Origin of the sequence: Sphingomonas antarctica (assembly GCF_965137005.1) — a bacterium.
Taxonomy (GTDB): Bacteria; Pseudomonadota; Alphaproteobacteria; order Sphingomonadales; family Sphingomonadaceae; genus Sphingomonas_O; species Sphingomonas_O antarctica.
Genome location: NZ_CBCRXM010000013.1, coordinates 81471 through 93435, shown reverse-complemented (window position 1 = coordinate 93435; position 11965 = coordinate 81471). Strand labels below are relative to the sequence as shown.

General features: G+C 65.4%; 15 protein-coding genes. 9 read left to right on the top strand and 6 right to left on the bottom strand.

Annotated elements, in window-relative coordinates; translation table 11 throughout:
• The 3 genes from ACM9ME_RS12595 to ACM9ME_RS12585 form a co-directional block, all read right to left on the bottom strand.
• A partial coding sequence (locus ACM9ME_RS12595; protein WP_415643804.1) for a DEAD/DEAH box helicase family protein occupies window positions 1–806 on the bottom strand: 806 nt, incomplete at its 3' end.
• Window positions 803–2614, bottom strand: a complete 1812-nt coding sequence (locus tag ACM9ME_RS12590; RefSeq protein ID WP_415643803.1) for a phospholipase D family protein — start codon at window positions 2612–2614, stop codon at window positions 803–805. The genes ACM9ME_RS12590 and ACM9ME_RS12595, both read right to left, overlap by 4 nt.
• A complete protein-coding gene (locus ACM9ME_RS12585; protein ID WP_415643811.1) occupies window positions 2611–3768 on the bottom strand; it encodes a DUF6361 family protein in 1158 nt (385 codons plus the stop codon). Before ACM9ME_RS12585 ends, ACM9ME_RS12590 begins: the two co-directional genes overlap by 4 nt.
• 374 nt (window positions 3769–4142) lie before the next feature.
• On the opposite strand from ACM9ME_RS12585, the gene ACM9ME_RS12580 reads away from it, so the two are divergent.
• From ACM9ME_RS12580 to ACM9ME_RS12550, 7 genes are all read left to right on the top strand, one after another.
• On the top strand, window positions 4143–5051 hold the full coding sequence (locus ACM9ME_RS12580) for an HNH endonuclease (RefSeq protein ID WP_415643802.1): 909 nt from the start codon (window positions 4143–4145) through the stop codon (window positions 5049–5051).
• 1 nt (window position 5052) lies between these two features.
• Window positions 5053–5250, top strand: a complete 198-nt coding sequence (locus ACM9ME_RS12575; protein ID WP_415643801.1) for a methyltransferase domain-containing protein — start codon at window positions 5053–5055, stop codon at window positions 5248–5250.
• Window positions 5251–5255: 5 nt separating this feature from the next.
• On the top strand, window positions 5256–6794 hold the full coding sequence (locus tag ACM9ME_RS12570; RefSeq protein WP_415643800.1) for an HNH endonuclease domain-containing protein: 1539 nt from the start codon (window positions 5256–5258) through the stop codon (window positions 6792–6794).
• 81 nt (window positions 6795–6875) lie between these two features.
• Window positions 6876–7667 (top strand): hypothetical protein, encoded by a 792-nt coding sequence (locus tag ACM9ME_RS12565; protein ID WP_415643799.1) that lies wholly within the window; start codon window positions 6876–6878, stop codon window positions 7665–7667.
• Window positions 7668–7727: 60 nt separating this feature from the next.
• Complete coding sequence (locus ACM9ME_RS12560; protein ID WP_415643798.1) at window positions 7728–8378, top strand: SOS response-associated peptidase; 651 nt, start codon at window positions 7728–7730, stop codon at window positions 8376–8378.
• Window positions 8375–8566: a DUF6961 family protein gene (locus ACM9ME_RS12555; RefSeq protein ID WP_415643797.1), complete on the top strand. Its 192-nt coding sequence runs from the start codon at window positions 8375–8377 to the stop codon at window positions 8564–8566. The genes ACM9ME_RS12560 and ACM9ME_RS12555 overlap by 4 nt, the downstream gene beginning before the upstream one ends.
• On the top strand, window positions 8541–9296 hold the full coding sequence (locus ACM9ME_RS12550; protein ID WP_415643796.1) for a hypothetical protein: 756 nt from the start codon (window positions 8541–8543) through the stop codon (window positions 9294–9296). The genes ACM9ME_RS12555 and ACM9ME_RS12550 overlap by 26 nt, the downstream gene beginning before the upstream one ends.
• A gap of 6 nt (window positions 9297–9302) precedes the next feature.
• On the opposite strand, the gene ACM9ME_RS12545 is transcribed toward ACM9ME_RS12550, so the two are convergent.
• Window positions 9303–9566: a DksA/TraR family C4-type zinc finger protein gene (locus tag ACM9ME_RS12545; RefSeq protein ID WP_415643795.1), complete on the bottom strand. Its 264-nt coding sequence runs from the start codon at window positions 9564–9566 to the stop codon at window positions 9303–9305.
• Window positions 9567–9652: 86 nt separating this feature from the next.
• Between ACM9ME_RS12545 and ACM9ME_RS12540 the strand changes: the two genes are divergently transcribed.
• On the top strand, window positions 9653–9823 hold the full coding sequence (locus tag ACM9ME_RS12540) for a hypothetical protein (protein WP_415643794.1): 171 nt from the start codon (window positions 9653–9655) through the stop codon (window positions 9821–9823).
• An 11-nt stretch (window positions 9824–9834) separates the two neighbouring features.
• Here ACM9ME_RS12540 and ACM9ME_RS12535 read toward each other — a convergent pair whose 3' ends face one another.
• Complete coding sequence (locus ACM9ME_RS12535; protein WP_415643793.1) at window positions 9835–10197, bottom strand: hypothetical protein; 363 nt, start codon at window positions 10195–10197, stop codon at window positions 9835–9837.
• Between the two features lie 29 nt (window positions 10198–10226).
• Window positions 10227–11417 (bottom strand): alpha-ketoglutarate-dependent dioxygenase AlkB, encoded by a 1191-nt coding sequence (locus ACM9ME_RS12530; protein WP_415643810.1) that lies wholly within the window; start codon window positions 11415–11417, stop codon window positions 10227–10229.
• Here ACM9ME_RS12530 and ACM9ME_RS12525 point away from each other — a divergent pair.
• Window positions 11352–11741 carry a hypothetical protein gene (locus tag ACM9ME_RS12525; RefSeq protein ID WP_415643812.1) on the top strand — a complete coding sequence of 130 codons (390 nt, stop codon included), beginning with the start codon at window positions 11352–11354 and terminating at the stop codon, window positions 11739–11741. The genes ACM9ME_RS12530 and ACM9ME_RS12525 overlap by 66 nt on opposite strands.
• The last annotated feature ends 224 nt before the right edge of the window (window positions 11742–11965 follow it).

Genomic DNA, 11965 nt, shown 5'->3' with positions numbered 1-11965 from the left:
CTCAACTTCACGCAGCTTCCCGATAATCTCTTCCGGCTTGTGCTTCTTGCTCGGCATTCGTCGTCCCTTTCGTGGTCCAGACTATCATAGTCTCTGGGCCACTCAGCGGGGGGCAGATCAGTCTTCGACCGCAACGCCGCCAGAGCGAGGATCGAGCGGAACCGGCCGACGAACTCTCCGATGTCGACGTGCTTTCGCCCGAGCCAGTCGACCACGACCTTCTCGAAGTTGCCCATTGGGCAACGGAAGACGTCGCGCACAGCCTGCTCGATCGCGACGAAGGTGTAGCCATTGAGACTAGGTGCGCGCTCGTCCAGCAGCTTGCGACCGCTGCCCGCATGTTCGCGGTCCATGCGCAGCGCGACGGGCCTGATCAGATCGTAGCGGTCGAGCAGCCGCCTTATCAGCGCCCGCTCCGCCTTTCGGCCCGTCCGGGGCCCCGGTTTCCATCCGGGCAGGCTCGTCTCGGGCGTAAAGGTGAATATCCGGAAACCGTTCCCCGCGTCCGGGGGTGACCCCGGGACCAGTGCCAGCCTGTCCTCGCCTGGCGAATAGTCCTTCTCCTCGATACCCGTCAACGAGACGAACTTCAGCCGGTTTTGCCCGACGATCTCTAGGCTGGGGCAGAGATACATGACGTTCAGGTGGCGCCGGTTCTTCCGCAGCCCCTCCGCCAACGAGCGGGCGATGATCGTCTTGCCGAGACCGACCTCGTCCGCGACCAGGAAGCGCCGCGGGCCGTTTGCTTCCAGGCGGTCGAGCGCGACCTCTACGGTCCTCCGCTGGAACTCCGCGAGCGTGGTCACAGCGCGACGCCGATCGCGTCATGAACGGCTTGAAGGAAGGGCCGGACCTCCTCGAGGTCGTTCAACGCCGCCTCCCGCTCGCCGTCGTCTGGAATCGCCGCGAATACTTCCTTGAAGGACTCGAGCATCGCCATCATCCCGCCCACCCGGCTTTCGAATGCCTTGTGGTCTCTCGCCCATGCGGCGAGCATGGTCTCCAGAGTGAATATCTGGGACAGATGGCTGGCGGGGTCTTGCGGGTTCCACGGGCCGATCGGGTCCGTCCACCGCTGACCGCCGGTGCCGTCCACGCCGTCGAGCAGTGAGCGCAGCCAGTCGCGGAACCTGTTCGCCCCGACATAGCGCGCGAGAAGGGCGCGATCCCTCCGCTCCACGTCGATGCCCTCGACCTCGAGCGTCTGCACCCATTCGCGGCAGACTTCCGGGCCGGAGATGCTGTTCGCTCGGAAGTTGACGAGAGCGGTCTGCTCGCTGACCGGCGGCGGGTTCGCAAGCAGTGGTATCGAGCGCGATCCAGCTTGGATGGTTGTCCATGCTTCGGCTTCCAGGAACGGCGAGACCTCGAAGCGGGCGAAGCCCAGAATCTGCGCTGCACCGTCACCGATGACAAGGTGAAGCCCGTCGTCTCGGTAGGTCAGCCGGAACGAGTGTTCGAGGAACTGGCTGATCAGACCGTCCAGTTCCCGCTTCGCGCGTTCACTCTCTTGTTCCTCGGCCGTTTCGGGCACGCTGGCCGTCAGTTCGAGGCCCCCGCCGACGAAGCCATAGAGCGACTCTGCCAGTGCTGGGCCGGTAATGTCGAGGATGGCCACCGCCTCTGCGTTGGGGCCGATCAGACCCCGCCTCGTCAGGTTCGCGCTTCCGAGCAGGAGCGTGGTCCGGACTCCCTTGGACACCGCGAAGAGCTTGGCGTGGATACCGGTCGAAGGGGGTTCGGCGAACTCGCCGACGACCTCCTCCTGCTGCTGCTCGACCGAGACGGGCGTCTCGGGTTCGGGCGCGGCGTCGACGTGGAACCTCACCCCGTCGTAGGGAGCGCAGCCCGCTCCAGCCAGTTCGGTGGTGAGCAGGGAGACGGTGCCGGCGCCCGCCTTCAGCACTTCCTCTAGGCCGCCATGGTCGATGAACGGGCTGACGGCGCAGCCGCGATCGGCACGGGCCAGCAAGGGGGTGTCGAGGAACCTGCGGGTCTGTCCGTTGCGGCGCCATTGGATGCTGCGCACACTGACGCCCGGGGGCGCTGACCACCGGGCGGATTTGAGTTCGGTCAGCTCGGCCGCCGTCAGCCCGGCCTCCGCTAGGAGGTCCTCTGCCAGGCTGCAGATGTCCGGCAGCTGTCGCGCCGCCTTCTCCCTGGAGGTCACGAGCAACAGTCCGGCGTCCCGATCGGTGGACCCCGTGAGATTTCGGCTTCCGATCCAGAACCGCCATTCGACGCCACCCTCCGACGTGTATCTCGCGAGGGCGACCTTCGGGTGCCAGCTCTCGCGGCGTTCGTTCGAGGCGATGGCGTGCACCATCGTGTCGAGAAGGGGCAGGACCGACCTGTGCGCGCTCGGTGCCACGACGCGGCTCAGCTGGTGCAGGACGAGGAGCCTGCCCCTCATCCTGTCGAAAGCCTTCACAAGGCCGAGCGGGGAAGCCTCGAACTCCGTCTCGGCATCCCCGCCGAGCGCGAGCACCAGGCCGAGCATGGCGATCAGGTCGAGCGAGTATGTCGTGACGACAGCGCGCGAGACGGTCTGGCCGGGCCCGGGGCGCAGTGCTGCGAATACCGATATGCGGTCGTCTTGCCGACCGAACGTCACGAGACATCCCTGACGCATTCGATCATGTCGCGCACGACAGGCCAACGGTAGTCGAGCGGGGCGGCGATGCCCTTTCGCCAATCCCGGCGGCGCTGCTCGTTCACCAGATATGCCCGGACGTCCTTGAGGTCGCGCTCCCGCGTCGTCAGCGCGTCCGCGATCGTGTCCAGGGGGCGCCGTTCGCGCACCCATTCAACGACCGTCTCGACGAACGCGACGAGCCTGGCGTCGATGTGGGTCTCCGTCCTGAGCGCTGCGACGTCTAGCGCCAGTGCGGCGTCCCGGTGCTTCTCGACCAGCACTGGCAACGCGTCGGTGTGGCGGTGATCTTCGAGACCGCGGTCCTTGTTTCGTTTCCGTTCGATCAGTGCGGAGTGCGCGGCACGGGCGATGCAGGCGACCGCCGCCGCCCGTTCGGCGAGCGTCAGGGCGTTTCGGTCAGACTCCGTGGCGACCCGCCGGACCGCTGGGGACCACAGCGACTCCGTCGTCACCCCCGCCTCCGTCAGTCTGCTGAGGAGGGGCCTGGTTCCGCCGGTGCCGGCCGTCTCCCATAGGCGCCGCAGGTATTGCGCCTCGACCTTGCGAAGCGCGAAGTCGAGTTTGCCTGTCTTGTTGCGCCAGCCGGCCGGAGCTCCGGGCATGCCCTCGAAAAGGTCTGCGTTTATGGTCCTGCCGTCGTCGCCGTCCTCGCGGCTGACCAGACGCGGCCACAGTCCCCGCAGCTGCGTCTCGGTTGGAGGGTCGCCGAGGCCACCGACCGGGCTTGCCATCCCCCACGAGCGCAGCGCGGTCCAGTAGATGGTGCTCGCACGCACGATCGGTCGCTGATCGGCTTGGTATTTTGTCCAGCCGGAGATGCCGGAACCCTCGAGCGTCTCGACCGACCTTATCAACCGCGTCGAATATCGGCGCTCGATGTCGAACAGCTCATCGACCGAGAACCGCTCGCCAGCCGTTCGAGATAGCAGCTCCTGGTAGGACCAGGCGACGAAGAAGACGTATCTGAGCTGGGCGTGCTGCACCGAGGTGCCGGGGAAGAAACGGTCGGCGAACGCGAAGTGGATCGGAGCGAATCCGAGCTCGTCGCGCGTGCCGTCGGACGACGCGCTGGCGAGCAGCCGGTTGGCGGCCGCTCGATCCGCCTCCGACAGAATGAACCAGCCGATTTTGGGTTCAACGCCAGCGATGGGTTCGGCTCGTGCGCGGCGCGATCATTTGCGCCTGTCTGAGAGCAGCCACTGCGTTTGAGTCATCACTATTGGACACGCGCACTAGGCACCCCCCCAAATGTTCGTATTGATTGTGCGGCTCATTCGGCATCCTCCCGCGGGCAAATTGGCCTCAAGCGTCGTATAGGGTCAAGGGACCGATTTGCGCCTTCGCTGAATTGAAGCGGACATCGTCGAGAATCAGCTAAATCATAATGCGAAACCGGATTTAGCAGGAGCGGTCATCGGCCAGGCATCGCGGATTCCTTGCCATTTTGCGAAACAACCATGATGCTTTCGGCTGAGGGAGCGGTTCGATGAAGGGGGTGTTCGAGATCAGTGGCACGTCCCGCTACGACGACCTCATAGCTGAGCGCTATCAGTTCCCGCGCATCTACCTCCGGACCGCCGAACGCTTTGTCGGGCATTGGATACTCTATCGTGAGACTGGAGCGGACGGCGGGCGCAAGGCCTACGTTGCCGTCGCCCGCGTCAAAAGGATCGACGCGGATCCGGACGACGCCGGACTGTTCTATGCGAGAATGGCCGATTTCCTCGAGCTAGATCGCGCGATCCCCTATCGCGACGGCGAGGGCCGCTTCGCCGAGCGCTTCCTCCGCGAGCTGCCCAGCGTCTCGGTGGCCGGGCGGGCGCTGCGTGGGCGATCGGTCCGCGAGATCGATGCTGCCGACTTCGTCGCGATCGTCGACGCTGGGCTCAGCCGGACGCTTGATCCGCTAAACGCCATACGCCTGGAACTGGAGCCGAGGTTCCTCGACCCCGCCACTGAAATGCTCATCCACCAGCCGCCGACTGAGCGGCGGGTCGAGCAGATGCTGGTCAACCGCAAGATCCGCGATGCCGCCTTCCGAGGTCTCGTTCTCGACGCGTATGACAGCACCTGCGCTGTGACCGGCCTGCGGATCGTAAACGGCGGTGGCAAGGCCGAGGCTCAGGCCGCCCACATCTGGTCGGTGGCCGGTGGAGGGCCGGACGAGGTTCAGAACGGCATTGCGCTCTCCGCGACGGCTCACTGGCTGTTCGACCGTCACCTTATCAGTCTGGACGAGCGGTTTGGCCTGCTCGTTTCGCACAACAAGGTTCCCGCGGAGCTCCGCCAGCTGTTCCCGTCGACCGGACAGCCGATCAGGCTCCCGCGCGCGGCGCGCCTGCATCCGCGACCGGAATATGTCGCTCGGCATCGCGAAATGTTCGCGGGCGGCTGATATGACGGACGACTTGGACACGATCGCCGCTTACGACGCCACCGCCGGGGAGTTGGCGGCGAGCTACGACCGCCCTGAGCTCCTTGGTAGCTACGCCGGCATACAGAACCTTCTACGGGATCCGGTTGCGGGCGGCCTCGCGCTGGATGTCGGCGCTGGGTCTGGCCGGGACGCCCATTGGCTTGCGGACTTAGGCTAGAGGTGGTGGCGGTCGAACCCGCCGCCGCGATGCGTTCCGAAGGTTCGCGGCGCCACCCCTCGGAACGGATTCGCTGGATCGACGATCGCCTGCCGACCTTGGATGCGGTCCACAGGCTGGCGCTCGCCTTCGATGCTATCCTCGTCGCGGGGGTGTGGCAGCACGTCGCACCGGGCGGAAGGGAGCGCGCCTTTCGCAAGCTCGGGACGCTTCTCAAGCCGGGCGGTGTCCTGGTTATCACGCTGCGCGATGGACCTGCGCCCGTTGGCCGCCCGATGCACGACACTTCGCTCGGCGAGGTGGAAGTGCTGGCCCGTTCACACGGGCTCGAAATCCTGCGCGTCGACCACACGGAGGACGCGATGGCGCGAACCGAGGTCACGTGGACGACGGTGGTGCTGCGCCTGCCGGACGACGGTGCGGGAGCCCTGCCTTTACTGCGCGGCATCATCCTGTCCGACGAGAAGTCTTCCACCTATAAGCTGGGGCTTCTCAGGGCGGTCGCGCGCGTGGCCGAATATGCGCCAGCCACTGCCCAACCGACAGGTGATGTTGGCGATCCGGATGCCGTCGAGATACCCCTTGGCCTCGTCGCGGCGAACTGGATCCGGATGTATCTCCCCCTCGTTCGGCTGGGTCTACCTCAGGCGCCGGGGAATAGCGGGCCAGACGGTCTTGGATTCGCCAAGACCGGATTCAGGGCGCTGGCGGATTTCAGCGCGTCTGCGCAGGACCTGCGGCCAGGCGCGATGCACACAGGCGAGCGTGCGACTCTCGTGAGAGCTGCTATCGGCGAGGCTGCCGCGACAATCGCGATGATGCCTGCCAACTTTATGCGGTTTCCCAACTCGGAGCGACGCGTCTTCCATGCGCAGCGTGAAAGGTCGCGCGGGCGGCAGATGAGCCTGTCGTTGGATGTTTCGACCCTACGCGAATGGGGCACGCTCACGGTTCCGGGAGCTGTCTGGCGAGCGATGACGCGCTTCGGTGCGTGGATCGAGCCCGTCCTCGTCGCTGAATGGGCCAGGCTGACGCGCCGCTACGCGGCGCGGATGGGGATGGCGATCGAGCCGGGAAAGGTTGAGGCGGCCCTCGAGTGGCAGGAGCCGCTGCGGAGCACCGTCGCGGGTCGCGCGGCTGCGCAGCGGCTCATCGCGAAGGGGAGGACCGTTGAGTGTGTCTGGAGCGGCTGCGACCTGAGCATGGCAAGTCTCGACGTTGATCACTGCCTGCCGTGGTCGGCATGGCCGTGCGACGATCTCTGGAATTTGCTGCCGGCAGACCGGCGCGTGAACCAGCATCAGAAGCGCGACCTCCTGCCGTCAGCGACCCTGCTGGCGTCTTCGCGGCAACGCATCGTGGCTTGGTGGGAGGATGCCTGGCTCGAGGACAACTTGCTCGGAGAGGTGTTCATCCGTGAGGCCGCCGCGGCCCTTCCCATCGAGTGCGCCGCGACCCCAGCTGAAGTCTTCTCTGCTCTGGAGTGGCGGCGACTTCGCCTGCGTCAGGATCAGCAGCTGCCGGAGTGGCATCCAGCGTTTTGACGGCGGCTGGCCTCCTGGCTCGGTCTCGACTTCGTTATACGCTTGCCACTCGTCAACAGGTGCTGGGAATGGCATCCGTTCTTGATGATCCTGCACACCGTATATGACCTGTCAGCTCTGGGAGTCTGGCTTGAGGAGCAGGGCTCACGGCCGGATCTTGTTCAGGCAATCCGCCGCGCGGCGGACGTGTCGTCCGCCCATCGCGACCTCGACGAAGCGCTTTTGGCGTTGCGCCTGCTGCGTCGCCTCACGAGCGGCAGCGACGAAACCCCGCTCGACGACGCGGATCTCACGACGATCGTCGGGTCGTTGATGACGACCGCGATTATCCTCTACGCGCGAGCGACCGACACCCCGCCGATCGACCGCAGGCCTTGGTTCGGCATCTCGAAGCTGCCGCAGTCGTTGCGCGACGTGCACCGCGAGGTGATGCGTTTGAGGAACAAGGAGGTTGCGCACTTTGGTAAGGGCGAACCGGTCGATGGCGCGCCGCTGCTGGCAGAAGCAATGGTCTTGAGACCGTTCGACAAGGATCACCCGATCGGCCATCTGTCGAGCCGCGCCCACAACAGGGCCGCGCTCGCGAAACGTGCCGAGAAGTTGGTGGAGCGAGTTCTGGAGATTGCCACCAGGTCTGTCAGCGATCGGCATACTGAAGTGTTCACGGCCCTCACGCAGCTTGCGCAGAACCACGATCCCATCATGACGCATTTGCGTGGCTTGCCACTTACGGAACCCCGACTTCTTGCAGCCGAAGCACATAGCCAGGAGGGCGTCACGAGCTCAAATTCAGCTAGGAACTTCAGCCGCGTCGCGGTCGTCGAGATACACGACGACCCATCGTCCGATGATGAGGCGGAGCTAACAAGCTGAGGGCATCTTCTCTGGTGAGTTCCCGGTTGCGACCTTACCGCGTGACGCTAGTCTCCACTCATGTGCAATCTCTACACCGTCCGTAAGAGCGCCGCCGAGGTCGCGGCCCATTTCGGCGTGGCGAACCCGGTTCAGAGCAATGCAGGCGAGGAGGTCTATCCGGGAACGCCGGGCGTCGTCGTCCGCGAACACGAGGACGCGCGCGTCTCTCAATCTATGACCTGGGGCTTCCCGCTGCGGTTGAAGAGCATGTCGCCGACGGCGAAGCCCAAGCCGGTCAACAACATCGCCGACCTGCGCAAGCCCATGTGGATCGGGCTGGCCCGCAAGCCCCAGTGGCGCTGCCTCATTCCTCTCACCGGCTTCGCCGAGGCGGAGGGTCCAAAGGGGTCGAAGACGCGCACCTGGTTCAACGTGAAGGATCAGCCCGTCTTCGCCTGGGCGGGTCTGTGGCGCGTCAGCGACGAGTGGGGCCCGGTTTACTCAGGCGTGATGACCGACTGCAACGAAGCGATCCGGCCGATCCACGACCGCATGCCAGTCCTGCTCCAGCCCGACGAATACGATCAGTGGTTGAACGGCTCGTTCGACGACGCGTTGGCGTTCCAGGAGCGCTGCTACCCCGATGACCTCATCGAGATGACCCGGACGAGTGAGCTGTGGGTGAAGCGCAAGGCGCCGCCATCGGCCGAAGGGTTGGCGCTCGCGTGACGCCGGACGAGGAACGTCGGGCAGAGGCCGCCGCCGTTCAGCGCCAGCTCGGGAACGCAGCCCCCGTGTTCATTGCGGAACGCATCGGGGCGCTGGCGCTGGAAGGGGATTTGGCGGGTGTCCGTCGCTGGAAGGAGATCGCCGCTCGCTTCGACGCGTTGAATGGCGCAGTTTCGGTCCCGCATTGAGCGGCGCGGCGTGACGATGCGGTGGATCGACACCACCACCGAGGAGCAGGTCGTTCGCCGCGACGAGGCTTTATGGAAGCCCGTGTGGACGCGGACCGAAACCGGGATCGAGGGGCGCACTCCGGGGCCACGGGAGGGGGACGGCGAGTTCTGGTATGACGCTCTGCAGCGCTCGAAGGACGATCCGCGGGCCCGCTTCGAGGTCGCGGAGCGCAACCTTTCGCTTCCGGCTGCGTGGAGGGAGATGGCGATCGCACTGCGTGCGATGATCCGGCAGGCGCGCAAGGACGGCGCCGACGCGGACCCGGCCCTCCGTAAGCTACATCGCCTCGCTTCCTTGTGGAGCTTCGCGGTCGAGACGGATGCCGACAAGGGGATTGGCTATGGCCTATTCGAGATGACCCCATATTCGCGGTTCGCCGACCTGGAACTGTCGTGGGAGAGCATCGGCTGCGACGAACTCGTCCTTCTGAACGCCACCGACCGGAAGTGGATGCGCGCCGCCTGGGGCGAGCCGTTTACGCACAGCACCGCGAAGCGCGTCCATGCTGAACTCTATCTGGCTGTCAGTGCGCGAGTGCGCGAATTGAACGGGATCGAGCGCGAGCGGCGCCATGCCGATGCGATGGCGCGCATCGATGACATGCTGCGGGATGACGAGCCTGTCGAGCCGCTCGTATCGGCGCCGGCGTCGAAGCCCGGCCTGTTCGCCCGTCTCTTTGGCCGCTGACGTCGCCTAGCGCAGCTGGCTGTCCTTGCTGCCCCGACGGTTGATGCCGGAGCTTGCTGGCCGCTGGTCGCGTTCCGCCTGACAGGCGACACAGGTTCGGACGCCGGGCAGGGCATCCCGCCGCTTTTGAGGGATATCCTCGCCGCAGACCTCGCAATCTTCTGCGCTCTCGCCCGACGGCATGCGCGCGCGCGCGGCTGAGACCGCATCCTTGACTGTGTCGGCGATCTGATCCCGCACCGCGCCGTCTGGCGCCCAGCCGTTGGCCATCGTGTTCTTTCATTCGGATGTCTTGATGTGATTGAACCACAGGAATCGCCAGGCGTTCCCGCGGAACAACGAGATTGGAGGCTGTCATGTCGAAGCGTGAACTCATCCATACTGGGACCGACAAGCGCTACGTCCGTCGCGACGACGCGGGACAGTTCAAGGGGTCCGACGATGTCGGAAAGTCGCTTTCGCAGGACGTGCGCAAGCATGCCAAGACGAAGTCGAAGCCCGGCGAGGGAGACCGCGGCGACCACTGATTAAGGAATGATCAGTCGAGGCCTCCGAACCAGTCTGCGTAGGGGGTGTTTCTCGCCATGTGGCGGTTGTAGTCAAGGGCGCCGTCGTCCCACCACACCGGCCCGCGCTCGCCAAGCGCCCGCTTCGTCGCATCGACCGCCTCGTGGGCCGCGCCCTCCGCCTGCCCGTCACTGGTGCGGCGCGCTGTGGCGACCCCCCGTCTCGCCGACATGAGTGCGCTCACGAGCCGCTCGCGATCCTCATCGCTCAGCTTGGGATCGCTCCGTCGCCACAACCGCCCGCGCACCACTAAGTAGCGGCCATCCGGCGTCACCGGGTGATCGGAGGTCGCCCGGCGCTCCGACCTGCCGCTGTTCGTGGAAGTGGAAGTCATTGGGCGCCAACGCCCTGCGGTCGCGTTCGCTACCGAGCCAGCGTGCGGAATGTGATCGAGCGGCGGGGCACCTCCATCTCTGCGATACTGTGCTCCCAGGCGCATCGGGCCTCGCCCGACAGCCGGTAGAGCGATCGGGGCTGGGCCTCGAGCGAGAAGCGTTCGAAGCCGCGATCGGCGCGGCGGCGGCGGAAGCGCAGCGTCGCTGGGTTGCCAAGCGAGAGTCCGACGACGTGCTCAAATACCGGACGGTCCTTGTGCCAGCCAATGCCGGCACCAGGATCGTAGCGGATGAGGAGAGCCTGCTCGAGCCCGTCTGCAGGTAGGTCAACGGCCTCGGCGACCTCGTCGCGCACCGAGATCAGCCACTGCGGCATCGGCTCGCCTTTTGCGAACCGGCCGGTGTCGAAGTCGTAGGTCCAGCCGTAGGAGCGCGTATGGCGCTTGCCCAACCAGCCTTGGAAGCGGAATGGCGAAAGTTCGGTCGCGTCGATGTTTTCGATGATGTCCCGCTCGCGCGTGGGTGGGATCACCTCCGGCCAGCTGGACAGGCCCGGCAGCGTCGAGCCCTCGAGAGGCCCGAACAGGTCGGCGACGGCGGCCACAGCGGGTCTCAGAGCAGAGCCGGTTGAGGTGCGGGCAGCGCCGGGCGCGGCGGACCCTTGCCGCTGCGCCACCGGTCCTCGGTCGCCTCCAGAATGATGCGCGATGCATCGAACGGCGCGCGATGCATCGAACGGCGCGCGATACTGAAACTGGATCACGTCTTGGACGGTGCCGTGCAGCCAGCGCTCGTATTCGCTCGGTTCCAGCAGGACAGGCATGCGGTCGTTGGTCGGCGGGATCGCGTCGTTCGCCTCCATGGTCATGCCGGCATAGAGCGGGCCCTGATCCGGGATGTTCCGGCAGAAGCCCGCCCAGGCTACGATCGGTTGATCCTTGACCGAGAACCACGTGCGCGTCTTTGCGCCCGCAGGTCCGTCCGGGTTGGCGAAATGGGTGATCGGGATCAGGCAGCGGTATTTCGGCTCGACGACCATTTCGTCCCACATGGGGCTCGTGAGGTCGGCGACCAAACCGATGCGGTTCGGCTCTTCACCGCGCGTGTGCATGGCGCGGGAAAGTCGCGGGAAGCCCCAAGTCATGAGACGTAGATGCCGGCGACCGCCTCTCTCGAATACGACGAGGCCGGGAAGTCCCTCGACGGTCTCGATCGGCACCTCGAAGTATGGAACGGGTTCGACGCCGAAATGAGCGGCGACCTCTTCGGCGGTGGTGGCGACTGCGTGCAGCCTCGACATGCGGACTTCTCGTTGCGACTCGTGGCCGCCCTTTTTATCACGCGAACAAAGAGAGAACAAATCTATGGTGGCCTGGTGCCTCAGATCTCCGCCGAAGGAGCTGAATATGCCTCGCTCTGCTCTCGCCGCCGCTGGGCGAAGATGAAGTTGCGCCATCCGGCATCCTTCGGGCGACCAGCCAAGGGGGCGAGGCGGCGGGCGATTAGGTTTGCGATCGGGATCGCCGCAAGCGGCGTGGCGTAGAGTCCGATCAGCGTCGCAGTCTCGTATCGCCTGGGTTCGCCGTAAAGGTGCCTCGTCGATATGCTCGCCGCACGCTCTCGTCTTTCCAGCGATTTCTTCCGATATGGACACACTGGCGCGTCGCAGATACACCCTTTGTTCCTACCAGGAGGATTGAAATGGCAGACGATCGCCCCACATTTGAAACCGAGAAGAAGTCACTTTGGCCGAAGGCTCCACCGCAA